General features: G+C 66.1%; 23 protein-coding genes. 14 read left to right on the top strand and 9 right to left on the bottom strand.

Translation table 11 applies throughout. The features are described from left to right. Positions 1-54: 54 nt before the first annotated feature. Positions 55-1,413, top strand: a complete 1,359-nt coding sequence (gene gorA, locus GOQ09_RS24350) for a glutathione-disulfide reductase (protein ID WP_157616240.1) — start codon at positions 55-57, stop codon at positions 1,411-1,413. Here the strand turns inward: gorA and GOQ09_RS24355 are convergent. After that, a complete protein-coding gene (locus tag GOQ09_RS24355; protein WP_157616241.1) occupies positions 1,410-2,321 on the bottom strand; it encodes a ketopantoate reductase family protein in 912 nt (303 codons plus the stop codon). The genes gorA and GOQ09_RS24355 overlap by 4 nt on opposite strands. A 105-nt stretch (positions 2,322-2,426) precedes the next feature. On the opposite strand from GOQ09_RS24355, the gene GOQ09_RS24360 reads away from it, so the two are divergent. Together GOQ09_RS24360 and GOQ09_RS24365 are read left to right on the top strand one after the other, a co-directional pair. Then, entirely contained in the window at positions 2,427-3,944 is a 1,518-nt protein-coding gene (locus tag GOQ09_RS24360; RefSeq protein ID WP_157616242.1) for an AMP nucleosidase, read from the top strand. Between the two features lie 99 nt (positions 3,945-4,043). Beyond that, positions 4,044-5,054 carry a Bug family tripartite tricarboxylate transporter substrate binding protein gene (locus tag GOQ09_RS24365; RefSeq protein ID WP_207309898.1) on the top strand — a complete coding sequence of 337 codons (1,011 nt, stop codon included), beginning with the start codon at positions 4,044-4,046 and terminating at the stop codon, positions 5,052-5,054. A gap of 22 nt (positions 5,055-5,076) precedes the next feature. Here GOQ09_RS24365 and GOQ09_RS24370 read toward each other — a convergent pair whose 3' ends face one another. After that, positions 5,077-5,790, bottom strand: a complete 714-nt coding sequence (locus tag GOQ09_RS24370) for an ArsR/SmtB family transcription factor (RefSeq protein ID WP_157616243.1) — start codon at positions 5,788-5,790, stop codon at positions 5,077-5,079. 110 nt (positions 5,791-5,900) lie between these two features. Between GOQ09_RS24370 and GOQ09_RS24375 the strand changes: the two genes are divergently transcribed. Further along, a complete protein-coding gene (locus GOQ09_RS24375; RefSeq protein ID WP_157616244.1) occupies positions 5,901-7,043 on the top strand; it encodes a cytochrome P450 in 1,143 nt (380 codons plus the stop codon). A 39-nt stretch (positions 7,044-7,082) separates the two neighbouring features. On the opposite strand, the gene GOQ09_RS24380 is transcribed toward GOQ09_RS24375, so the two are convergent. Together GOQ09_RS24380 and GOQ09_RS24385 are read right to left on the bottom strand one after the other, a co-directional pair. Next, positions 7,083-8,042 carry a pyridoxamine 5'-phosphate oxidase family protein gene (locus GOQ09_RS24380; protein WP_157616245.1) on the bottom strand — a complete coding sequence of 320 codons (960 nt, stop codon included), beginning with the start codon at positions 8,040-8,042 and terminating at the stop codon, positions 7,083-7,085. Then, positions 8,039-8,704, bottom strand: a complete 666-nt coding sequence (locus GOQ09_RS24385; protein WP_157616246.1) for a glutathione S-transferase family protein — start codon at positions 8,702-8,704, stop codon at positions 8,039-8,041. The genes GOQ09_RS24380 and GOQ09_RS24385 overlap by 4 nt, the downstream gene beginning before the upstream one ends. Before the next feature lie 111 nt (positions 8,705-8,815). On the opposite strand from GOQ09_RS24385, the gene GOQ09_RS24390 reads away from it, so the two are divergent. From GOQ09_RS24390 to GOQ09_RS24420, 7 genes are all read left to right on the top strand, one after another. Next, complete coding sequence (locus GOQ09_RS24390; RefSeq protein WP_157616247.1) at positions 8,816-9,706, top strand: LysR family transcriptional regulator; 891 nt, start codon at positions 8,816-8,818, stop codon at positions 9,704-9,706. Between the two features lie 83 nt (positions 9,707-9,789). After that, positions 9,790-10,737: an ATP-binding cassette domain-containing protein gene (locus GOQ09_RS24395; RefSeq protein ID WP_157616248.1), complete on the top strand. Its 948-nt coding sequence runs from the start codon at positions 9,790-9,792 to the stop codon at positions 10,735-10,737. Positions 10,738-10,740: 3 nt separating this feature from the next. Beyond that, positions 10,741-11,589 carry an ABC transporter permease gene (locus tag GOQ09_RS24400; protein WP_157616249.1) on the top strand — a complete coding sequence of 283 codons (849 nt, stop codon included), beginning with the start codon at positions 10,741-10,743 and terminating at the stop codon, positions 11,587-11,589. Between the two features lie 658 nt (positions 11,590-12,247). Then, on the top strand, positions 12,248-12,700 hold the full coding sequence (locus GOQ09_RS24405; protein ID WP_157616250.1) for a MarR family winged helix-turn-helix transcriptional regulator: 453 nt from the start codon (positions 12,248-12,250) through the stop codon (positions 12,698-12,700). A gap of 98 nt (positions 12,701-12,798) precedes the next feature. Beyond that, complete coding sequence (locus GOQ09_RS24410; RefSeq protein WP_126750043.1) at positions 12,799-13,224, top strand: organic hydroperoxide resistance protein; 426 nt, start codon at positions 12,799-12,801, stop codon at positions 13,222-13,224. 169 nt (positions 13,225-13,393) lie between these two features. Further along, entirely contained in the window at positions 13,394-14,509 is a 1,116-nt protein-coding gene (locus GOQ09_RS24415; RefSeq protein WP_207309899.1) for a DUF2855 family protein, read from the top strand. A gap of 33 nt (positions 14,510-14,542) precedes the next feature. Next, the gene (locus GOQ09_RS24420; protein WP_157616252.1) at positions 14,543-15,577 is read left to right on the top strand and encodes a serine/threonine protein kinase; all 1,035 of its coding nucleotides are present in this window, start codon (positions 14,543-14,545) and stop codon (positions 15,575-15,577) included. Positions 15,578-15,653: 76 nt separating this feature from the next. Here the strand turns inward: GOQ09_RS24420 and GOQ09_RS24425 are convergent, their stop codons facing one another. The 4 genes from GOQ09_RS24425 to GOQ09_RS24440 all read right to left on the bottom strand — a co-directional run bounded on the left by GOQ09_RS24425 (position 15,654) and on the right by GOQ09_RS24440 (position 20,416). Next, a complete protein-coding gene (locus GOQ09_RS24425) occupies positions 15,654-16,124 on the bottom strand; it encodes a hypothetical protein (protein WP_242630934.1) in 471 nt (156 codons plus the stop codon). Between the two features lie 62 nt (positions 16,125-16,186). Beyond that, positions 16,187-18,223 carry a molecular chaperone HtpG gene (htpG, locus tag GOQ09_RS24430; protein ID WP_157616254.1) on the bottom strand — a complete coding sequence of 679 codons (2,037 nt, stop codon included), beginning with the start codon at positions 18,221-18,223 and terminating at the stop codon, positions 16,187-16,189. 147 nt (positions 18,224-18,370) lie between these two features. Continuing rightward, complete coding sequence (locus GOQ09_RS24435) at positions 18,371-19,411, bottom strand: ABC transporter substrate-binding protein (protein WP_157616255.1); 1,041 nt, start codon at positions 19,409-19,411, stop codon at positions 18,371-18,373. Between the two features lie 87 nt (positions 19,412-19,498). Beyond that, complete coding sequence (locus GOQ09_RS24440) at positions 19,499-20,416, bottom strand: LysR family transcriptional regulator (protein ID WP_157616256.1); 918 nt, start codon at positions 20,414-20,416, stop codon at positions 19,499-19,501. Between the two features lie 99 nt (positions 20,417-20,515). On the opposite strand from GOQ09_RS24440, the gene GOQ09_RS24445 reads away from it, so the two are divergent. Further along, on the top strand, positions 20,516-21,526 hold the full coding sequence (locus tag GOQ09_RS24445) for a zinc-dependent alcohol dehydrogenase family protein (RefSeq protein WP_157616257.1): 1,011 nt from the start codon (positions 20,516-20,518) through the stop codon (positions 21,524-21,526). Between the two features lie 172 nt (positions 21,527-21,698). After that, the gene (gene aqpZ / locus GOQ09_RS24450) at positions 21,699-22,403 is read left to right on the top strand and encodes an aquaporin Z (RefSeq protein ID WP_157616258.1); all 705 of its coding nucleotides are present in this window, start codon (positions 21,699-21,701) and stop codon (positions 22,401-22,403) included. 7 nt (positions 22,404-22,410) lie between these two features. Here aqpZ and GOQ09_RS24455 read toward each other — a convergent pair whose 3' ends face one another. Beyond that, a complete protein-coding gene (locus tag GOQ09_RS24455) occupies positions 22,411-22,749 on the bottom strand; it encodes a hypothetical protein (RefSeq protein ID WP_157616259.1) in 339 nt (112 codons plus the stop codon). A 161-nt stretch (positions 22,750-22,910) separates the two neighbouring features. Between GOQ09_RS24455 and GOQ09_RS24460 the strand changes: the two genes are divergently transcribed. Continuing rightward, positions 22,911-24,179 carry a WD40 repeat domain-containing protein gene (locus GOQ09_RS24460; protein WP_157616260.1) on the top strand — a complete coding sequence of 423 codons (1,269 nt, stop codon included), beginning with the start codon at positions 22,911-22,913 and terminating at the stop codon, positions 24,177-24,179.

The raw sequence follows: 24,179 nt of genomic DNA on the forward strand, positions 1-24,179 counted from the left end.
GGAACCGTTGTTCCCTGCCGGCGGCTACAGTCGCCGGCAAGGAGCACCCTTCACATGCGCACATTCGACTTCGACCTTTTCGTCATTGGCGGCGGCAGCGGCGGCGTACGGGCTGCGCGCATGGCGGCGCAGCACGGCGCGCGCGTGGGCCTGGCCGAAGCGGCAGACCTTGGCGGCACCTGCGTCAACGTGGGCTGCATTCCGAAAAAGCTCTACAGCTATGCCGCCGGCTATGCCGAATCGTTCGAGGAAGCCGCGGGCTACGGATGGAAGCTGCCCGAGGCACCGCAGTTCGACTGGGGCCACCTCAAGACGCAGCGCGCCAAGGAGATCGAGCGGCTCAACGGCGTGTATGCCTCGCTGCTGAAGAACTCGGGCGTCAGGCTGATCACGGGCTGGGCCCAGCTGGTCGACGGCCACACGGTGGAAATCGACGGGCAGCGCCACACCGCGCGCCATCTGCTCGTTGCCACCGGCGGCACGCCCTTCGTGCCGGAGATTCCCGGGCGCGAGCACGTCGCCACCTCGGATGCGATGTTCGACCTCGATCCGTTTCCCAAGCGCCTGCTCGTGGTGGGCGGCGGCTACATCGCCTGCGAGTTCGCCTCGATCTTCAACGGCCTGGGCGCCAAAGTGACGCAGTTGCATCGCCGCGCACACCTGCTCACCGGCTTCGATGACGACGTGCGGCAGTTCGTTGCACACGAAATGGGCAAGGCCGGCATCGACGTTCGGCTCAACGTCGAGGCGGCGTCGATTGCGCGCGGCCCCAATGGGCTGGTCGTCACCCTGGCGCGCGGGCAGCAGGTCGAGGCCGACACGGTGCTCTTTGCCACAGGCCGGGTGCCGAACACCCAGGGCCTCGGCCTGGAGGCGGCGGGCGTTGCTGTTGACAAGCGCGGCGCGATCGCGGTCGATGCGAACTACCGCAGTTCGGTACCGTCGATCTACGCGGTAGGCGATGTTTCCACCCGCGTGCACCTCACCCCGGTTGCGCTGGCCGAGGCCATGGTGGTGGTCGATGCGTTGTTCGGCCAGGGCAAGCGCAAGCTCGACTACGAATACATTCCGACCGCCGTTTTCACGCATCCGAACATCGGCACCTGCGGCTACACCGAGATCGACGCGCGCGCCAGGTTCGGCGAAGTGACGGTGTTCTCGAGCGAGTTCAAGTCGCTGCGCCACACGCTCTCCGGCCGCAGCGAGCGCACCTTCATGAAGCTGGTGGTGCAGAAGTCGACCGACCGCGTGGTGGGCCTGCACATGGTGGGCGCCGATGCGGGCGAGGTCGTGCAGGGTTTTGCGGTGGCCATGCGCGCGGGCGCCACCAAGGCGCTGTTCGACGGCACCGTGGGCATCCACCCGACGGCGGCCGAAGAGTTCGTGACGATGCGCGAACCGATGCCCGGCTAGGCGCCTGGCTTGTGCTGCTGCTTGCCTTCGAGCAGCTTCACCAGCACCAGCAGCACGCGGTTCGCCGGCGTGGGTACGCCGAGCGCCTCGCCTCGCCGCACGACAAGGCCGTTGAGGTGATCTATTTCGCTCGGCTTGCCGCGCGCAAGGTCTTGGGCGGTCGACGAGTATTGCGAGGGCATCGACTGCACGATGCCGCGCACGGCGGCACCGGTGTCTCCAGCTATGACGATGCCTTCGGCCTTGGCAACGGCAAGGCACTCGTCGACCACGTCGCGAATCACATCGTCCACGCCCTGGCCTTTTGCCAGCTCGCCATACGGCAGCTGGGTGATGGCCGAGAGCGCGTTGTACGCACAGTTCAACACCAGCTTGGCCCAGAGCGCGCCGCGCACGTTATCGGAAATCTGCGTGGGCACGCCGGCGGCTGCAAGATGCTGCGCCACCTGCTCGCTGGCACGCGACGGCGCAATCACCAGTTCGCCCCGGCCATGGTGCTTCACATGGCCCGGCCCCGCCATCTCGGTGGCCACGTAGACCACGGCGGCGGCCACCTCGTGGCGCGGCAGCACCGAGCGCACGCGCTCGTCGTTGTCGACGCCGTTCTGCAGCGTGAGCACCAACGCGTCGGGCGCAAGATGCGGCTCGATCTGCGCCGCGGCCAGTTCGGTGTCGGTGGATTTCACGCAGAACAGCACCAGGCCGGCGCCCTGTACTGCGCTGGCTTCGGTGCTTGCACCGAGTCGCACGCATTCATCGAAAGCCCTGGTCTCCAGCCGCAGCCCCTTTGCGCGAACGGCTTCCACGTGCGAGGGCCGGCCGATCAGCACCACCTCGTGGCCTGCGCGCGCCAGCATGGCACCGTAATAGCAGCCGACTGCACCGGCGCCCATCACTGCGACCTTCATTGCTTCACCTTTCGGGATGTTTCGGGGAGATCGCCCGAGGTTAATCGGTTCGCCCGCCCCTTTTCGGTCAGCGCTCTGCAGGCACGGGCATTGCACAATGCCGTCATGCCCCACATGCCCACTTTCGTTGCTCCCGCCCGCTTCAACGACGCCAACGCGGCGCTGGACCAGGTCAAGTCCATCTACCAGGGCGGCCTCGCGCACCTGAGGGAATCGATGCTGCGCTTCGTCGCCGGCGAGGCGCTGCCCGGCCGGGTGCGCGCCTGCTACCCCTTTGTGCGGGTGCACACGCACACGGTGTCGCGCCACACGCCGCCGGCCAATGCCGGCCTGAGCTACGGCTTTGTCGCAGGGCCGGGCCGCTATGAAACCACGCTCACGCGGCCCGATCTTTTTTCACGCTACTACCTCGACCAGTTTCGGCTGCTGCTCGAAAACCACCAGGTCGAGATCGAAGTCGGCACCAGCACGCAGCCGATTCCGATCCATTTCTCGTTCGCCGAGAACGACCACATCGAAGGCACCATGAGCGACGAGCGGCGCGCCCTGATGCGCGACGTGTTCGACCTGCCCGACCTGGGCGTGATGGACGACGGCATTGCCAACGGCACCTACGAAGCGCAGGCCGGCGAAGCACAGCCGCTGTCGCTCTTCACGGCAGCGCGGGTGGACTACTCGCTGCACCGCCTGCGGCACTACACCGGCACGGCGCCCGAGTGGTTCCAGAATTTCGTGCTGTTCACCAACTACCAGTTCTACATCGACGAGTTCGTGCGGCTGGGCCACGAGGCCATGGCCGACGAGAAGAGCGAGTACATCGCTTTCATCGAGCCAGGCAATGTGATCACCCGCCGCCGCGGCCTGCCCGCGGGGGCGAGCACCAACTTTGGCGCCTTGCTCGACGGCAGCCAGGGCACCGCGCCCCCGCGCCTGCCGCAAATGCCGGCCTACCACCTGGTGCGCGAAGACTGCAGCGGCATCAGCATGGTGAACATCGGCGTGGGGCCGGCCAATGCCAAGACCATTACCGACCACATCGCCGTGCTGCGCCCCCATGCCTGGATGATGCTGGGCCACTGCGCCGGCCTGCGCAATGCGCAGCAGCTTGGCGACTACGTGCTGGCCCACGCCTACGTGCGCGAGGACCACGTGCTCGACGAAGAGTTGCCGCTGTGGGTGCCGATTCCGGCGCTGTCCGAAATCCAGCTCGCGCTCGAAAAAGCGGTGGCCGACGTCACCCGCTACACCGGGCCCGACCTGAAGAAGATCATGCGCACCGGCACGGTGGCGAGCACCGACAACCGCAACTGGGAGCTGCTGCCGGGCAATCAGCCGCAGCGCCGCTTCAGCCAGAGCCGTGCGGTGGCGCTGGACATGGAAAGCGCCACCATCGCGGCCAACGGCTTCCGTTTTCGAGTGCCGTACGGCACGCTGTTGTGCGTGAGCGACAAACCGCTGCACGGCGAGATCAAGCTGCCGGGCATGGCCAACCACTTCTACCGCCAGCGGGTAGAGCAGCATCTTCGCATTGGCATGCGGGCCATCGACATCCTTCGCGAGCAGGGGTCGACCCGGCTCCACAGCCGCAAGCTCCGAAGCTTCGCCGAGGTCGCTTTTCAGTAATTTTTAACACTCATTAGGGTTTTTACCTACTTCGACAGGTAGGTGACAGACTCATTTCGCAGACATCATTGGTTACTTCTGCCAACAAATGGAAACGAAATGCCTAGTTCGTCGCCCGCGAGTCTTTCTCGCCGCAACTTCAATGCATGGATGGCCAGCGCAGCCGCCGTTGCGGGTGCCGGCCATGCCGCGCTGTGGTCCCGCCCGGCGGGCGCCGCCGAGCCGCAGCTCATTTCCAAGCTGCGCATCGTCATTCCGGCCAACGAAGGCGGCGGCTGGGACCAGACCGGCCGCGCGCTCGGTGCCGCACTGCTCGCCTCGGGCGCGGCGGGCGAGGTGGTCTACGAAAACATCGGCGGCAAGGGCGGCACCATCGGGCTGGCCAAGTACGTCGAGAAATACGATGCCGACCCCGACACCCTGCTGATGAGCGGCATGGTCATGGTGGGCGCGGTGGCGCTGCAAAAGCCGCCCGTCACCATGGCGCAGGTCGCGCCCGTGGCGCGCCTCACCAGCGACTACGAAGTGGTGGCGGTCAAGGCCGATTCGCCCATCAAGACACCCAAGGACCTGATCGCCCAACTGCGCGCCGATGCGGCCAAGACCATCATCGCCGGCGGTTCGGCGGGCGGCGTGGACCACATGTACGCCGGCATGCTGGCGCGCGTGGCCGGCAACACCGCGGGCCTGGTCTACCAGCCGTACCCGGGCGGCGCGCAGGTGGTCGAGGCGCTCATCACCGGCAAGGCGGTGGCGGGCATTTCGGGCTTCAGCGAATTCAGCGAAGGTCTCTCGAGCGGCAAGCTGCGCGCGATCGGCGTGTCGTCGAAGCGGCCCTTCCTCGGCATTCCGTCGGTGCGCGAGCAGGGTGTGGACGCCGACCTGGCCAACTGGCGCGGCGTGCTCACCGGCAAGAAGGTGCCACCCGAGCGCAAGGCCGTGCTGCTCGAGGCCGTGCACCGCGCCACCGCCGCCGACGTGTGGAACAAGACCATCAAGCGCAACAACTGGGATTCGTTCTGGATGGCCGGCAAGGACTTCGAGAGCTTCCTCGAGCTGGACCTGGCCATGGCCGGGCCGATGATCTATTTGCTCAAGCTGAAGGCCTGAGGCGGCGCTTCAGGCAAAGAGTTCAGGCAAAGAGCTCCGGCAGTTCGCGCAGCGCCTTGGGCGTGAGCGCCAGCTCGCGGCTGTCGAGTGCCTGGCGCACCCAGCCGCGGCGCAGCGACAGCTGAAGCCACGCCGCGCCGAGCGCACCGCCCAAGTGCGGGCGGCGCTCGCTCCAGTCCAGGCAGGCGCAGGCAAAGCGCCGCCGCGACCGGCGCACCGCGTCGATTTCGACACCCAGGCTCTCCAGCGCCACCGCGCCTTCGGGCGTGAGTTCGTACGAACCGCTTTGCAGCCCGCTGAGCCAGCCTTGCGCATGCAACCGGTCGTGCAATGCAACGCCCGCCGTGCCAGCCATGTGGTCGTAGCAGGTGCGCGCGGTGCGCAGCCGGCTCGGCGTGCTCGGCTCGAACGCCGCGGCGCGCGGTGTGCCTGCCACGACCATGAGGCTTTCGAGTGCCGCGGCCACGTTGTCGTCGGCCAGGCGAAAGTAGCGGTGCTTGCCTTGCACCAGCAGTTCGACCAGCCGCTCTTCCTTCAGCCGCGCCAAGTGCGCGCTGGCCGTGGATGCGGCCACTTCGGCCACTGCCGCCAGTTCGGTTGCGGTGCGTGCGTGGCCGTCCATCAGGCAGCTCAGCATGCGTGCGCGCGCGGGTTCGGCAATGGCGCCGGCCAGGCGGGCGAGTTGGACATCCGCGTTTTCGGACACGGCCCGGTGCGGCGATGAAGTAGTGCTCATCCCTTCATCGTAAGGCGCCCGTGCAACCGACACTTCGTTCGCGGGCGAAGTGTGCCAGTGACTGCGACTGCACACTGCGCGGCATGAATTCAAGCCTTTCTCCCTCAGTCATGCCCGCCGACCCGGTGGCGGCTGTCACGCACGCCGACCCCTATCCCTTCTACGAAACCCTGCGGGCTGGGCCGCCGCTTGCATGGAACGAAAGCCTTCGCCTGTGGGTTGCGAGCCGCGCCGAAGTCATCGAAGCACTGCTGCTTTCACCAGGCGCCTTGCGGGTGCGCCCGGTTGCAGAACCGGTGCCGCGCGTGATTGCCGGCAGCCCGGCGGGCGAGGTGTTCGGCCATCTGGTGCGGATGAACGACGGTCCGGCGCACGCCGCACACAAGCCGGCTTTGCAGCGCGCGCTGGGCGGGCTGGATCTTGGCGCCGCGCATGCCGCGGCGCTGCAGGTCGCACGGCAGGTGCCGGAGCAATCGCTGTCGGACAGCTTGTTTGCCATGCCCATCCAGGCCGTCGCCCACCTGCTCGGCTTTGCGCCCGAGGCGTTGCCGCAGGTCGAGCTGTGGATGCGTGACTTTGTCGCGTGCCTCTCGCCGCTGTCGACCGAGGCGCAATTGCAGCGCGCCGGCAGCGCAGCCAACGCGCTGATGACGCGCTTCGAGGCCTTGGCCGCGGGCACGGCGCCGCGCCACGGCACGCTGCTTGCGGCCGTGCTTGCGAACAGCGCGGTGGGAGCTCCGCTCTCGCGCGCCTTGCTCGCCAACCTGGTCGGGCTGCTGTCGCAGACCTGCGACGCAACGGCCGGCCTCTTGGGCAACAGCCTTGTCGCCCTGCTGCGGGAGCCCGCGCTGCGCGCTGCTGCGCACACACGCGATGGGCTGCATGCCATCGTCGAGGAGACGGCGCGGCACGATCCCTCGGTGCAGAACACACGGCGCTTCGTGGCGCAGCCCGTCACCATCGCGGGCGTATCGCTGGCACCAGGCGATGCAGTGCTGCTGGTGCTGGCGTCGGCCAACCGCGATCCGGCAGCCAATGCCGAGCCCGACCGCTTCATGCCCGTTCGCGCACAGCGGCGGATGTTCGGCTTCGGACATGGGGTCCACGCCTGCCCCGGCCAGGCACTGGCCTGCACGCTCGCCGCCGCCGGGCTTGAGGCGCTGCTTGCGCGAAGCCCGGACCTGGATGCACTGCGCGAGCGCGGTTGGCAATATAGGCCTTCGGCCAACGCGCGCATTCCGGTCTTCGACTGAAGCCAGCGGCCCTTTCGAGCCGCCGGTGACGGACGGCTCTCAGCCCACCCAGCGGCCCGTGCGGGCCAGGTGCGGCGACAGTTCGGCGCCGCCCCACCGCAGCGGCAGCGCACCCCGACGCCGCAGCACCTGCCCGACCCGCAGCCGCAGCAGCCGCTCGGCGCCTTCGAAGGCTGCAACCTCCGGGCCGTCCCACACGATCTCCGCGGTGGCCGTCAGGTGCAGCAGGTCGCCGTTTTCGAAATCGATGAACAGCAGCCCCGCGCGCGGGTGGACCGACAGGTTGCCCAGCGTATTGAAGAAGCGGTTGCCGGTGAAGTCGGGAACGGTGAGCACGCCGTCTTCACCGACCCGGACGAAGCCCGGCAGCCCGCCGCGATGCGACACGTCGACCCCCTGCGCCGCCGGATCGGCTTCATCGCCGCCTGCCGCATGCTGCGGAAACGCAGACGCGATGAAGAAGGTGTCGGCACGCCCGATGAGTGCGCGCGCCGCATCGTCAAGGCCATCGAGCCGCTCTGCCGGCACGGCCACCCGCCCCGCTGCAAACAACGGCTCGCGCGCCTGGATGTACTTCGGGCAATTGCCAAAGCTCTGCTGCACCTCCACCATGAAGCCGGTGGCATCGATTGACTCGACCTTGCCGTTCATTCGATTGCGCCGCCGCGTGTGCGGCTGGATGCCCAGCAGGCCGAGCGATGCGCCTTGCACCAGTTGGGCGGCCAGAGGATCGTCCGCCGCCGGCAATGCATCGATGCGCAAGTGCGTCGCGTCCGGCGAGTGGGAGAAGCCGGGCGGTGCCGCCAGCACGCTGGCCCAGGGTTGCAGCTGTGCATCCATGCTGCCGACGATGAGAAACGGCAGTTGTGCGAAGAAGTCGCGATGCTGGTCGGGCATGAAATCGCGAATCACGCGCGAGCCGGCCGCGGCCATGACTTCGCGCGAACCCGCCAGGGTTTGCAGCGCGCGCTCGCCGGCGTGGAACGGCGCGGCGATCATGCAGCCGCCGCAAGCCCGATGGGCGTGCGCACCATGGGCACGAAGCCAGGCAGCGCCTCGATGCGTTGGAGCCACCCGCGCAGTTGCGGATACGGTTCGAGCGACACGCTGCCCTCGGGCGCATGCGCCACGTAGGCATAGTTCGAGAGGTCCGCGAGCGTGACCGACGGGCCTGCGAGGAAAGCCTCGCGCTGCAGGTGCGTTTCCATGACCGACAGCAGCAAGTGGGAGCGCGATATCGTTTCGGCCGGGTCCACGGGCAGGCCGAACAGTGCCATGACGCGGGCCGCGGCCGGCCCGTAGGCCAGCGGACCCGCGGCCACGGAGAACCAGCGTTGCACGCGCGCCGCGCCGACCGGGTCGCGCGGCATCCAGCGGGCCGGATCGGCCGCATAGCGCTCGTTCAGATACACCAGGATCGCGTTCGAATCGGCCAGCGTGATTTCGCCGTCCTCGATCACCGGAACCTGGCCGAACGGATTGCGCGCGAGGAACTCCGGCGTGCGCGTGGCCTTCTTGCGAAGGTCGAGATCGATGACTTCGACCGGGAGCTCGAGCATCGAGAGAAAGAGCCGCACACGATGCACGTGGCCCGAAATCGGCGTGCCGTAGAGCTTGATTGGCTGTGCGGGAAGGCGGGCGGCGGCTGTGCTTGCGTTCATGGAATTTCCTCGGGTGGCTGTGGGATGCTCGCATTCTTTTCTAATCCGATAAATGAATGAATAGCCTTTTGAGGATTTCACTGCTGCGTTTTTCGGTTTAATAATTGCGCCATGGACCGCTTCAAAGCCATGCAGACCTTCGTGGCGATTGCCGAGCAGGGCAGCCTCACCCGTGCCGCCGACTCGCTGGGCAGCTCGTTGCCGGCCGTGGTGCGCTCGCTGGCCGCACTCGAAGCGCACCTGGGCGTGCGGCTCTTTCACCGCACCACGCGCCGCCTGTCGCTTACCGAGGAGGGCCGCCACTACCTGGCCAGTGCACGCGATGTGCTGCATGCGGCCGATGCGGCCGACCTTGCGCTCAAGGCCGAGGCTCACGAGCCGGCAGGCCAGCTCACCATCACCGCCCCCGTGCTCTTCGGCCACATGTACGTGGGGCCCGCCATCACGCGCTTCATGAAGCGCTACGACAAGGTGCGCTGCAGCGTGCTGCTGTACGACCGCACGGTGAACCTGCTCGAAGAAAACATCGATATCGGCATTCGCATCAGCCCGTTGGAGGATTCGTCGCTGGTAGCACAGACGCTCGGCACCATCCGGCGCGTGGTGGCCGCAAGCCCCGACTTTCTCGCGCAGCACGGCACGCCGCGGCATCCGCGCGATCTTGCCGGCGCTCCGTGCGTGCGCGGGCGCATCGACGCGCCGCCCCAATGGCAGTTTCACGAAGGCGGCAAGACCGTGAGCGTGACGCCAAGCAACCGCCTGGAGTTCAACCACCTCGCACCGGCCGTGGAAGCTTGTGCGGCGGGCATGGGCTTTGGCACGTTCTTTTCTTACCAGGTGCTGCCGTATGTGGCGCAAGGGCGGCTGGCGCTGGTGCTCGAAGACTACGAACCGCCGCCGCGGCCGGTGAGCGTGATCTACCCGAGCGCGCGCCTGTTGCCGGCCCGCACGCGGGCTTTCATCGACTGGATGAAGACCGAGTTCAGCGGTTTGCGGATGTAGGGCCCGGCGCCGGTTGCTCCGAACTCGGCGGGGCTGTCCATCCGATGAAGCGATGGCGGCAGGTTTCACCTGCCTGGGCCAGAATGGCCGGCGTGCAATCTTCCTCTCCCACCCCCCTCTTCCACGCCAGCCATCTCCTCAAGCGCTATGGCAGCACCACGGTCGTCGACGACCTGTCGTTCGAGATCGCGCCCGGCGAGTGCCTTGGCGTGATCGGCCCGAACGGCGCAGGCAAGACCACCACCATCCGCATGTGCCTGGGCCTGACCGCGCCCGACGGCGGCGAGATCTCGGCGCTGGGTCTGCAGATGCCGCACGATGCCCTGGCCATCAAGGCGCAGCTTGGCGTGGTCTCGCAGTTCGACACACTCGACCCCGACTTCAGCTGCGCCGAGAACCTGGTGGTGTACGGCCGCTACTTCGGCTTCAGCAAGGCGCAGGTGCGCGAGCGCGTGCCGCAGCTGCTGGAGTTTGCGGCGCTTTCGCACAAGGCCGACGCAAAGCCCGGAGAGCTTTCTGGCGGGATGCGGCGGCGCCTTTCGCTGGCGCGCGCACTGGTGAACGACCCAAGGCTGCTGCTGCTAGACGAGCCCACCACCGGGCTCGATCCGCAGGCCCGCCACCTGATGTGGGAGCGGCTGCAAGTGCTGCTGCAGCAGGGCAAGTCGATTCTGCTGACCACGCACTTCATGGACGAGGCCGAGCGACTGTGCTCCCGCCTGCTGGTGCTCGACCATGGCCGCAAGATCGCCGAAGGACGCCCGCGCGACCTGATTGCCGAGCACCTGGAGCCCGACGTGGTCGAGGTGTACGGCAACGGTGCGCTATCGCTTGCCGAGTCACCCGAACTCAAGGCCATGGCAGCGCGCGTGGAAGTGAGCGGCGAGACCGTGTTCTTCTACACGCAGGATGCGCGGCGGCTGCTCGATGCGCTGACACACCACGGCCGGCTGCGCACCTTTCATCGGCCGGCTAACCTCGAAGACCTTTTTCTCAAGCTCACCGGCCGGCAGATTCGCGAGGAGGGCTAACCGATGAACAACACGACGACAACAACATCGACGGCAGCAACCGGCGCCACGCCGCCGGCGCGCTCCGTATGGCGCGCGCCCGAGCTCTCGCTGCGCTGGTGGCCGGTCTTTTTGCGCAACCTGCTCGTGTGGCGCAAGCTCGCGATACCAAGCCTCATCGGCAACATTGCCGAGCCCTTGATCTGGCTCGTGGCCTTCGGCTACGGCATGGGCGCGCTGGTGGGGCAGGTGTCGGTAGACGGCGTGAAGGTGCCGTACATCCTGTTCCTGGCGAGCGGATCGATCTGCATGAGCGCAATGAACGCCGCGAGCTTCGAGGCGCTGTACTCGGCCTTTTCGCGCATGCATGTGCAGAAGACCTGGGACGGCATCATGAACGCCCCTGTCGGGCTCGACGACATCGTGCTGGCCGAGATGCTGTGGGCGGCGTTCAAGTCGATTTTCACGGTGACCGCGATCCTGTTCGTGATGCTTGGGCTGGGCATCAGCCACAGCCCGAAGCTGGTTGTCGCGTGGCTGGTGCTGGCGGGCGCGGGGATTACCTTCTCGTCCATTGCGCTGATCTTCAATGCGCTGGCGAAGGGGTACGACTTTTTTACCTATTACTTCACGCTGTTCATGACGCCGATGATGTTCTTGAGCGGGGTGTTCTTTCCTTTGGAGCAGTTGCCTTCTGCTGTGAGGGCTGTGGCGGCTTGGCTGCCGTTGACGAATGCTGTGGCTTTGGTGAGGCCTCTTTTTATGGATCAGTGGCCTTTGGAGTGGTGGCGGCATGCGTTGGTGTTGACTGTTTATGCGGTTGCTGCGTTTTGGGTGGCGTTGGGGCTTACTCGGAAGAGGTTCAGGGCTTAGTTTTTTTCCCGGGGCCGGGTCTCGCCCCGGCGGGCGACTCACTTTCTTTGCTTCGCCAAAGAAAGTAAGCAAAGAAAGGCGACCCCTACTGTCTGCGTCCCCTGCGCTTCGCTACGGGGCAACCTGCGGTGCTCGACTCCGGCGGGGGTCCGCAGAACTCGCTGCGCTCAAACAGCTGCGGCCCTGATCCCGCCTCCATCTGCGCTCCTCGGCGCATACAGAAGGGGTGGGAGCGGGCGGCCTTCGCTTCGCTCGGCCCCAACAGCCAACAGCCAATACCAACAGCCCAACTCCTCCCAACCACTGCGGCGCGCAGCGCCGCAGTGGCCTGGTGGCCGAGCGAAGCAAAGGCCCGTTCGGTTTCCAAGCCCCTCTGTATGCGCCGAGGAGCGGAGGGTTTCGCGGATCAGGGCTCGCAGCTGTCTGAGCGAAGCGAGTTCTGCGAGACCCCGCGAAACACGAGCACCGCAGGTTGCCCGCAGCGAAGCGGAGGGTCGCAGACAGTGGGGTCGCCTTTTCTTTGCTTACTTTCTTTTGGCGAAGCAAAAGAAAGTGAGTCCGCCGCCGGGCGGAATCCCGGCCCCGGAACGCACCCCCCAAAACTGAACCCAAAACAACTACATTGCACACAATTTAATTGCGAGCTACAATTCCCGCCATGCCCTCCCCACAAGCCAAAGACGAAATGCTGAAGCTGGACAACCAGCTCTGCTTCGCCGTCTACTCCGCCTCGTTGGCCATGACCCGCCTCTACAAGCCGGTCCTGGAAAAGCTGCAGCTCACCTACCCCCAATACCTGGTCATGCTCGCCCTCTGGGAGCAAGACGGCCCCACCGTCTCCGCACTCGGCGAGCGCCTCTCGCTCGATTCCGGCACCCTCACGCCCCTGCTCAAGCGGCTCGAAGCCAACGGCTACGTGGCCAGGGTGCGCGACGTGGCCGACGAGCGGCGCGTGCACATCACCCTTACCGCTGCCGGGCGCAAGCTCAAGACCCGTGCGGCCAACGTGCCAGAGTGCCTGATGGCCGCCGCCCAGTGCTCCGTGCCCGAGCTGGTTTCGCTCACCCAACAGATCCAGGCCCTGCGCGACCGCATCAAGAAAGCCGCCTGACCAGCCAAAGGCACCGCACGCTTCAAGTTTCTTCCCGCTTCGATCCAAAGAAGCTCTTTTCACCCGTTCCCTCCACCCTCATCCACAAAGGAATCACCATGACCACCAAACTCGACAAGGTTCTCTACACCGCTGAAGCCCACACCGTCGGCGGCCGCGACGGCGCAGGCAAGTCCAGCGACGGCGCCATCGACGTCAAGCTGAGCTCGCCCGGTTCGGGCAAGCCCGGCACCAACCCCGAGCAGCTGTTCGCGGTCGGCTACGCCGCCTGCTTCATCGGCGCGATGAAGGCCGTCGGTCCGAAGATCGGCGTGAAGGTGCCTGAAGACGTGGCCATCGATTCCAAGGTTTCCCTCGGCCCGACGAACGGCGGCGCGGCCTACGGCATTTCGGTGCAGCTCGCGATCACGCTGCCCGGCCTGGACGCAGAGCAAAAGCAGAAGCTGGTCGACACGGCTCACCAGGTCTGCCCATACTCGAACGCCACCCGCGGCAACATCGACGTCGAACTGACGATCGCCTGATCCCCGCCGAGCGACAAAAGAAAGAGCGCTCCGGCCACAAGCCGGGGCGCTTTTTTCATGGCCGTCGTTGTCTCACGGGCGACCCGGAAAATGCAAACGCGATAGCGCCTTTCACCAAGCTTGGCTAATGTGGCCGCACGCCCTTCAACGCACCGTGGAGATCGACCCCATGAGCACCACCAGCCTCCTGATCCGCAAGAACGAGCTCGCCGCCGCGCGGCTGCACACCGCCACCGACCAGCCGCTGGCCGACGGCCAGGTGCGCGTTCGCATCGACAGCTTTGCGCTCACGTCCAACAACATCACCTATGCCGCCTTCGGCGATGCAATGAGCTACTGGCAGTTCTTCCCGTCCGGAGAAGAAGGCTGGGGCAGCATTCCGGTATGGGGCTTCGCGAGCGTGGTGCAGTCGCTGCACCCGGGCGTGGCGGTGGGCGAGCGGCTCTATGGCTACTGGCCGATGGCGTCCAGCGCGGTGCTGAGCCCCGAGCGGCTGTCGCCGGAGCGCTTTGCCGACAGCGCGCCGCATCGCGCGTCACTGCCCGCGGTCTACAACCAGTATTTCCGCTGCACTGCCGACCCGCTCTACACCGCCGACACGGAAGACGCGCAGGCGCTGCTGCGTCCGCTGTTCATCACCTCGTGGCTGATCGACGACTTCATGGCCGACAACGACTTTTTCGGCGCCGGCACCATGCTGCTGTCGAGTGCGTCGAGCAAGACGGCCTACGGCACGGCCTTTCAGCTGCACCAGCGCGACGGTATCGAGGTGATCGGCCTCACCTCGCCCGGCAACGTGGCTTTTTGCGAAAGCCTGGGCTGCTACGACCGCGTGGTGACGTACGACGCGCTCGACAGCATTGCGGCCGACACGCCGTGCGTGTACGTGGATTTCGCCGGCAACGGCGGCCTTCGCAGCGCCATTCACACGCGTTTTGCCAACCTCAAATACAGCTGCTCGATCGGCGGCACGCATGTGGAGCAGCTCTCGTCCAAGGGCGCCGGCAAGGACCTGCCGGGCCCGCGCGCCACCCTGTTCTTTGCGCCTGCGCAAATCAAGAAGCGCACCGCCGAATGGGGTGCGGACGAGTTCGGCCGGCGCATGGTGTCCGCCTGGCGCAGCTTTCTGGCCACGGTGAGCAACGCAAAGAACCCGTGGCTGCGCGCCGAGCACCACCACGGCGGCGAGGCCGTGCAGGCGGCCTATGCGCAGGTGCTGGCCGGCAAGGGCGACCCGCGCATAGGCCATATCCTTTCGCTTTACAAACAACCCGGCGGGCTCTGAGGGCGCCGGCGCGGGGGTAGCGACAATCGCTGCATGACCCCTTCCCCCGCAGCGCCCGCCAACACCCATCCTTACGAGAGCCTCACGCCCGACGTGGTGCTCGACGCGCTCGCGACGCTCGGCCTGCACGGCGACGGCCGGCTGACCGGTCTCAACTCCTATGAAAACCGCGTCTACCAGGTGTACCTGGAGGACCGCAGTGCGGTCGTCGTCAAGTTCTACCGGCCCGAGCGCTGGAGCGAGGCCGAGATTCTCGAAGAGCACGCCTTCTCGCTCGAACTGGCCGCGGGCGAGGTGCCCGCCGTGCCGCCGCTGGCCTTCGACGGCACCACGCTGCACCACCACGGCGGCTTCGCCTTCAGCGTGAGCCCGTACCGCGGCGGCCGTGCGCCTGAGCTCGACGACTTCGAGGTGCTCGAATGGGTCGGCCGCTTTCTGGCGCGCATCCACACCGTGGGCAGCGCCAAACCCTTCGAGGCGCGCCCCGCGCTCGACCTGCAGACCTTCGGCATTGCTTCACGCGATTGGCTGCTGGCCAACAACAAGGTGCCGCTCGATGTGCAGCGCGAATGGGAAGCGGCCTGCAACGAGGCGCTGGACATGATCGGTGCCACCGCCCTCGCGGTGAATGCGCCGGCCGCGGAGTTCCAGCCCCGCAAGCTGCGCCTGCACGGCGACGTGCATCCCGGCAACATCTTGTGGACACCCACCGATCGGCCCGGCGGCGGCCCGCACTTCGTCGACCTGGACGACGCGCGCACCGGGTTCGCGGTGCAAGACCTGTGGATGCTGCTCTCGGGCGACCGCGCGCAGCGCACCTCGCAGCTGTCGGGCCTGCTCGACGGCTACGAGCAGTTCCGCGAATTCGACCGCCGCGAACTCGCGCTGATCGAGCCGCTGCGCACGCTGCGGCTCATTCACTACAGCGCCTGGCTTGCGCGCCGCTGGGAAGACCCGATCTTCCCGATCAATTTTCCGTGGTTCGGCTCCAGCGACTACTGGAAGGGGCAGATCCTCGTGCTGCAGGAGCAATGCGAGCAGATGGCCGAGGAGCCGCTTTACGCCTGAGCGGCGGTGCTCGCGAATGGCGCTCTCAGCGCAGCATTGGCCGCAGGCGGCCAGCGCCGCACCTCAACTGCTGCAATCAGGGCGCGATCGGATTGGCAGGTGTGCCAAGCTCGCCGGCTTGCGCCACGGCGGCCGGGCGATACGAAACGCGCGCAGTGGCAGGAGGCTGAAGCGGCACCGGAGCGAGCATGGGTTTTGTCACGCCGTCCTTGGTCACGGTGACGGGCGCGGCCGATGCAACAGCCGCCGAGGTCACCGGTGCAGCCCCGCCCACGGGTACAAACGCCGTTTTTCCCGCATTGGGGTCGTGCAGCACCACGCTCTTGCTCACGCCCACGCCGGTGCCGATAGGCCCCACGCCGACGCCCACACCCACGCCGGCGGAACCGGCCACCACGCCCGAGTTGTTGACTGCCACGCCCGCGCCAAGCGGGCCCCAGCCGGTGTTCAAGCCGACCGAAAAATTGCCGTCCTTCGTGGCTCCCAAACCGAGCGAGAGCCCGGGCACCAGCGGAATACCGATGCGGTAGTGCGAACAGCCGCTCATCAAGACCAGTAGTGCCGCCGCCGAAGCGGCGCCCCCTGCCCGAACGATGCGCGGCCGGGCGTTCACACCAGCAGCGCGTTCACGCGCCTCACGTAGGCCGCGGGATCGGCCGGCAGGCCGCCTTCGGCCAGGAGGGCCTGGTCGAAAAGAATGTTTGCCAGATCGTCGAAGTGCTCGGAGCCGTCGAGCTTCTTCACCAGCGCGTGCTCGGCGTTGACTTCGAGCACCGGCTTCAGGTCGGGCGCGGGCTGGCCGGCCTGCTTGAGCATGCGCGCAAGCTGCGTGCTCATGCCGCCGTCCTGCACCACCAGGCAGGCGGGTGAATCGACCAGGCGCGTGGTCACGCGCACGTCCCCGGCCTTGTCCTTGAGCGCTTCCTTGAGCTTCTCGAGCATTGGCTTGAAGGTTTCGGCGGCTTCCTCGGCGGCCTTCTTCTCGGCCTCGTCCTGCAGCTTGCCGAGATCGACCGCGCCCTTGGCCACGCTCTGCAGCGGCGTGCCGTCGAACTCGGTGAGGTAGTTCAGCGCCCACTCGTCCACGCGGTCGGTCATGAGCAGCACCTCGATGCCCTTCTTCTTGAAGACCTCGAGCTGCGGGCTGTTCTTGGCAGCGGCGAGCGTGTCGGCCGTGATGTAGTAGATCGCGTCCTGGCCGTCCTTCATGCGCGCCTTGTAGTCTGCAAAGCTCACGCTGACCGTGTCGCTCGTGGTCGAGGCAAAGCGCAGCAGTTTGGCAATGCGGTCGCGGTTGCCGAAGTCTTCGCCCAGGCCTTCTTTCAGCACGGCGCCAAACTCGGCATAGAACTTGGCGTACTTGCCCGATTCGTCCGCCGCGGCAGCCGCGGTTTCGGCCGCGGTGGGGGCGTTCTTGTCGACCACGTCGGTCACCGCCTCGGTCGGCTCGGGCGCGGGCACCGATTCGCCGGAACCCACGTCGATCTTGCCCTCGCCGCTTTCCGGCCCGGTCTTCTGCTTCTTGGCCAGGTCTTCGAGCATGCCCAGCACGCGCTTGGTGCTGCCCTCGCGAATGGCCTTCACGTCGCGGCTTTCCTGCAGCAGCTCACGGCTCACGTTGAGCGGCAGGTCGGACGAGTCGATCACGCCCTTCACGAAGCGCAGGTAGCTCGGCAGCAGCGCCTCGGCGTCGTCCATGATGAAGACACGCTTCACGTACAGCTTGACGCCCGCGCTCTTTTCGCGGTTCCACAGGTCGAACGGAGCCTTCGAGGGGATGTAGAGCAGCTGCGTGTACTCGGTGCTGCCCTCCACGCGGTTGTGGCTCCAGGCGAGGGGCGCCTCGTAGTCGTGGCTGATGGCCTTGTAGAACTCTTCGTACTGCTCGGGCGTGATGTCCTTCTTGTTGCGGCTCCACAGGGCGTTGGCCTTGTTGACCGTTTCCCATTCGCCCGTCTTGACCATGTCGCCGGGCTGGTCGTTCTCGCCTTCTTTCCACTCTTCCTTTTCCATGAGGATGGGCAGCGAGATGTGGTCGGAATACTTGCCGACGATCTGCTTGAGCTTCCAGGCGTTGAGGTATTCGTCCGCGTCGTCGCGCAGGTGGAGCGTGATGCTGGTGCCGCGCTCGGCACGCGTGATGTCGGCCACTTCGAAGTCGCCCGCGCCGCCGCTCACCCAGCGCACGCCCTGCTCCGGCGGCAGGCCGGCGCGGCGCGATTCGACCGTGATCTTGTCGGCCACGATGAACCCCGAATAAAAGCCCACGCCGAACTGGCCGATGAGCTGTGCGTCGGCCTTTTGGTCGCCGCTGAGCTTGCTCATGAAGTCCTTGGTACCACTTTTTGCGATGGTGCCGAGGTTGTCGATGGCTTCCTGCCGCGACAGGCCGATGCCCTTGTCGGTGATGGTGATGGTGCGCGCGGCCTTGTCGAACGAAAGGCGCACGTCCAGGTTGGGCTGGTCTTCGTACAGCTCGGGGTGGTCGATGGCCTCGAAGCGCAGCTTGTCGCAGGCGTCCGATGCGTTCGAGATCAGCTCGCGAAGGAAGATTTCCTTGTTGGAGTACAGCGCATGCGTGACGAGATGCAGCAGTTGCGCGACTTCAGCCTGGAACGGTAGTTTCGTATTGGAAGAATCAGCCATGGGAAAGAAGAAATATCGAAACCAAAAAATTCTAAGCCGGACGGCCTTGACCGCACGCCCGACCCGCCAACTCTGCGAGTTGGGGCTGGCGCCCCAAAAAACAATAGGTCCCGTTCCTTGCGGCGGCGCGAAGCCCCCGCGCAGGCCTTACCTGGCCTGGGATTCCACTTCCCGGGTCCAGCGGTCGATCAGCCGCTTTCGCTCGGCGGCCTTGCCGTATTTCTCGAAGTCGTACTTGATGAGCTTCACGTCGCTCATCGACGGAATGCGCGCGTCGGGCTTGAAGGTCTTGTTGGCCGGCGACTGCAGGCTGCCGGCCTGCCCCCCAATCGCCTGTCCGGCCGGGCTCATGAGCCAGTCGTAATAGCGCTTGGCATTCTCCTTGTTGCGCGCGCCCTTGACCAGCGCAATGCCGCCCACCTCGTAGCCCGTGCCTTCGCAGGGTGCGGCCGTCTTTACCGGAAATTTGTCGTACCGCCAGCGCTCGAACCCGAAGATGAAGCTCACGCCGATGGCCACCTCGCCCTTGGCCACGTTGGGCGCCTGCGCCTGGCCGCTGCGGGTGTAGCTGGTCACGTTGCGGTGCAGCTTCTTCAGGTAGTCGAAGGCCGCGTCCTCGCCCATCTGCTGCACCAGGCCCGCGATGATGGTGTAGGCCGTGCCGCTCGACGCGGGGTGCGAAATCTCGATCTCGCCCCTGTATTCAGGCTTGACCAGGTCGGCCCAGCACTTGGGCTCGCTCAGCTTCTTTTTCTTGAGCAGGTCGGTGTTGAAGCCGAATCCGATGGCGCTGGTGTAGAAGCCGCCCACCATGTTCTGCGACATCGCGTACTGGCGCACCGCCCAGTCGTGCAGGTCGTTGATGTAGGCCGGCCGGTAGGCTTCGAGCAGGCCTTGCTCGGCCGCCTGCAGAAACGGATCGCCCGTGCCGCCCCACCAGATGTCGGTCTTGGGGTTGGCCGCTTCGGCGCGCAGCTGGGCGCCGATTTCTCCGGTGCCCTTGTGCGCCTGCTGCACCTTGATGCCGGTCTCGCGTGTGAAGGCCGCGGCGGCCGCCTCGCACCAGCCCGCGTCGGTGCTGCAGAGCGCATTCACTGTGCCCTGCGCCGCCGCGCCGGCCGAAAACAAGGCCAGCACGCCCGCAATGGCGGCAGGGGCCGCGAGGTTTCCGATGGCAAAGGAGCGCATGCGTTCTCCGGCAGAGGGATGGAATGGCAACGAGGATGGCCCCGTGGAATGGCAGCCACCAGGCCGCAGGATAGCGGGCAAAGCCGCTCAGCGGGCCGCCAGGAGCGGCGGCAGATGTTCCGCGAGCCAGTCGATCACCACCCGCGTCTTGTGCGGCACGTAGCGGCTTTTGTGACGGATGACGTTGAGCTCGAAGCCGAAAGGCCGCGGCTCCTCGAACACGCGCACCAGCGTTCCCGCGGCCAGCGCTTCGGCGGCCAGCCAGGCCGGCAGCCGCGACAGGCCCATGCCGCCAATGGCGGCTTCGAGCAGCACCTCGGCACTGTCGCAGCGCAGCCGTGAAGGCAGCACCACCTCGACGAGCCGGCCTTCGGCATCGTGAAAGCGCCAGGGCGAGATCTGCCCGTCGCGGACATAGAACACCGCCTCGTGCGACGACGAAGCGGCCAGCTCGGCCACGCTTGCCGGGCGCTCGTGCGCCGCCAGATAGGCGGGCGCGGCGCACAGCACCATCCACTGCACGCCGACCGGCCGCGCCACCAGGTCGGCGGTATCGGGCAGCCCACCGCTGCGAATGGCAAGGTCGAGACCCTCCTCGACCAAGTCCACACGCCGGTCGTTGAATGAAAGCTCCAGCGAAAGCCCCGGATGCCGGCGCGCGAGCGCGAGCAGCAGCGGGCCGACCTTCAGGCGCCCGAGCATCGCGGGCATGCTGAGGCGCACCAGCCCGGTCGCGGTGCAGCGCGCGGCATCGGCCATTGCCTCGGCGGCGTCGAGCTCGGCCAGTGCGCGCCGGCAGCGCTCGTAATAGCCGTGGCCTTCTTCGGTGAGGCTCTGGCTGCGCGTGGTGCGCAAAAAGAGCCGCGTGCCCAGCCGCGCCTCAAGCCGCGCAATGCTCTTGGCCACCGCCGAGCGCGTGACGTGCAGCCGCTGCGCGGCAAGCGCAAAACTGCCGGCCTCCACGGCCGCGACAAATTCTTCTATGCCCTGGAGACGTTGACTCATTGGAGATTTACAGGCGCCACGAAGTTGAAAATTATCCACCACTGGATAGAACTACTCGCCAATAGCATGAGCAGCTTCTTATTTATGTGGAGTCTTTTCATGCAGGAACCTCAAGCGCTTCGCCGCTGGCAACTCTCTTCTTTTGGCAACGAGCACCTCGAGCAGGTCGAGCGGCCGCTCCCCACGCCGGGGCCGGGCCAGATCCTCGTGCGGGTGGGTGCGGTGTCGCTCAACTACCGCGACCTACTGATGGTGCGCGATGGCATGGGCATGAAATTCGACATGCCTTTCACGCCCGCCTCCGACATGGCCGGCACCGTGGTGGCGGCGGGCGCAGACGTGCGCCGGTTTGCCGTTGGCGAGCGCGTGATCAACACCTTCTGGGGCGGATGGATCGACGGCCAGTGGACGGCCGATGCGGTGCTGGCCGGCGGGCCCGGACCGGGCATGCTGGCTTCGCATGTTCTCCTCGACGCCGCCTGGGCCGTGGCCGCGCCGGCCACGCTGGACTTTGCCGAAGCCAGCACGCTCCCCTGCGCCGGCCTCACCGCATGGTTCGCCCTGGCCGAAACAGGGGCGCTCCGGCCCGGGCAGACGGTGCTGGTCCATGGCACGGGCGGCGTGGCGCTGTTCGGACTGCAGCTTGCGCGGCTGCACGGCGCGCGCGCCATCGTGATCTCGGGCAGCGAAGACAAGCGCGCGCAGACGCTTGCACTCGGCGCCACCCACGTGCTGATGCGCGACAGCGACTGGCCGGCCGAAGTACGCCGCCTCACGCAAGGCCGCGGCGCCGACCATGTGCTCGAACTCTCGAGCGGGCCGAACCTCGATCGCTCGCTGCAGGCGGCTGCGCAAGGCGGGCGCGTGTCGATCATCGGCATGCTCGGCGGCGAGACGCTGAGCGCTTCGTTCTATGCCATGGTGCTCGGCCGCGCCACGGTGCAAGGCATTGGCGTGGGCCACCGCCGCGCGCTCGAAGACCTGGTGCGCGCCGTCGATGTGAATGCGCTCAAGCCCGTGATTGCGGCGCGCTACGCCTTCGATGCATTGCCCGATGCGCTCGACCACCTCGCACGCGGCGCGTTCGGAAAGATCGTCATCACGCTCTGACGCCCTTCACTAATCTCTCGGATCGACTTTGTCAGAAACAAAAGATCGCCAATTTGTGAACAGGTTCCGTTAGATGCAACAACATGCGTGACGCTCGTTGTTTCCATTCCTAGAATCCGCCCGCGTCTTGGCCCAGGCCACGCACTTTTTCTCAACTTCAGGATGGAACAACATGGAACATAGCACCTACAAAAAGTGGTCGGCCGAGTTCATTGGTACTTTTTGGCTCACGCTCGGCGGCTGCGGTAGCGCTGTTCTGGCCGCGGCCTTTCCGGGCCTCGGCATCGGCTTTCTGGGCGTCTCGCTGGCCTTCGGCCTCACGGTGGTGACCGGCGCCTATGCACTCGGTCCCATCTCGGGTGGCCACTTCAACCCGGCCGTCTCCATCGGCCTCGCGGCCGCGGGCCGCTTCAAGGCCTCGCAGCTCGCGGGCTATATCGTTGCGCAGGTGCTGGGCGCCATCGCAGCGGCCGGCGTGCTCTACCTGATTGCCACCGGCAAGCCAGGTGCCGACATCGGCGGCTTCGCCACCAACGGCTTCGGCGAGCACTCGCCCGGCAAGTACGGCATGACTGCCGCGCTGGTGTGCGAAGTGGTGCTGACCGCCGTGTTCCTGATCGTGATCCTCGGCTCCACCGCCAAGCGCGCAGCCGGCGGCTTCGCGGGTCTGGCCATCGGCCTGTGCCTCACGCTGATTCACCTGATCTCCATTCCGGTGACCAACACCTCGGTCAACCCGGCGCGCAGCACGGGCCCGGCGCTGTTCGGCCCGTCCTACGCGGTGTCGGAACTGTGGCTGTTCTGGCTCGCACCCATCGTGGGCGCGATCATCGGCGCAGTCATCTACCGCGCGCTGCTCAGCAACAACGACGACTGACCCTCGGTCAGCTGCCGCTGGCCGACTGCACCAGCGGCAGCGAGGTCGACTGGCCAATCGATTCGGTTCCGCTCGCATGAGAGGCCGCGTACGCGCCGGCCTCGACATCGGCCACCGGGATCGTCGAGTTCATGGCCGGCGCGCTGGTCGACTGGCCGATGGACTCGGTGCCGCTGGGCCGCGCGGCAGCCATCGCACCCGCCTGCACATCCGGGTTCTCGGGCGAATTCATCTGCAACGGATGGTAGTCCGAGCCGTCGGTCGTCTCGGCCGACGCATGGACGGCACCCAGCGCCGCAAACGCGGCAAAGGAACCAAGGGCAAGAAGCTTGAAGGAAGTGCGCATGTGTGTGCTCCTGAATGGCGGTTGTCCCCGGCCACGTGCCATCGCGCGAACTGCGCGTGGCAAGGCCTGAACGCACTCTAGGCAGCCGGACTGAGCTGGCCGTGAGGAGTGAATTAGCCAGGGATGAGCGGCACTTAAACGGACTAGAAAAGCATTTGGAAATGAACCCTCGCAACATCCCCAAGTCTCCAGTCAGCTTCAAACACCTATTGGCCGCCATGGCGGCGTTGGCGCTCCTGCTCCTCAACGGCTGCAACGTGCGCGCCAAGCCGGTGATGGAAGAAACGGGCGTGCTGGAACTCCCTTACTCAGTCCAGTCGTTGGCCTGGCATCCCGATGGCCGGCTGCTGGCGGTGGGCTACTTCATGCGCGATGTGGTGGAAGTGTGGGATGTACAGACGAAGAAGCCGGTGTTCTCGGTGCCAAGCAAGCGCAGACCCATCAACCTGTCGGGGCAAGAAGTGCTGTTCAGCCCCGACGGCAAAAACTTGATTGTTCAGGACTTCTTGGACACGAAAGACGGTGAGCCGAAGTTTCCGCGGACGTTCGCGGAGCCAGCTGAATCGGTCGCGCAGCAGGACAAAGATCGGTACATCCTCGCAAGGGTGTGGGACGTCGAGCAGCGCAAAGAGATCGCACAACTCAAGGGGCCTGGTTCGAGCCTGTATGGGGCAGCGCACGACGGGATGTGTCCGCTTGGCGCTCGTGCGGATCAACTCGCATTGCTGCGGGGCGCTGCTGTCGCTGTCTATCGCATGCCTGAGGGAAAGCTCGCGTACGAAGTCAACTTTCGACATCCGTTTGCAGACAAACCGGACTTCGGGTGGGGCTATGAAAAGATGGGCTGTCACCCGCAGAACGGTGAGATCGCCCTGCAAGGCGGCCCGCTGATGAAAAGGGCTCCCGAATTCGGCTTCCCGCTTAACAGCGGCGCGACGCCGATCGTGGTGGTCGATCTGGATCGCAAAGCCATCAAGAAAGTCCTTTTCAGCCCCACGCCACTGAACGGCGTGGCCTACAGCGCCGACGGCAGCAAGCTCGTGTCCTTCGGCACGTCACCCATTCGGGTGTGGGATGCGAACAGGGACTTCGCGGCGCTGGGCGAGATCGAGAACCCGCCTCAGTTGGACTGGGTTCGCGCACAGCGCACTCCGGTAGACGTCCTTCATCCTCCAGCCGATGCGCCGCGAGGCAACTCCGGCGACTTGACTGCCGTTCCCGACTCGGACGTGATGGTTGGCATGGCGTCGGACTTTCATTTTTGGGACACGGCACAACGGCGCATCGTGGCGACCGTTCGCTCGCCCCGTGACGTATTGCGTCTTGCCTTGCACAAGCCAAGCGCGATTCTGGTGGCGGCTGCGGTCAATCGGGTTCATTTCTATCGAATCGATGCTGCGGCCTTGCAACACGCTATTAAGGGAGAGTAA

Source organism: Variovorax paradoxus (genome assembly GCF_009755665.1).
In the GTDB taxonomy this organism is placed as follows: domain Bacteria; phylum Pseudomonadota; class Gammaproteobacteria; order Burkholderiales; family Burkholderiaceae_C; genus Variovorax; species Variovorax paradoxus_G.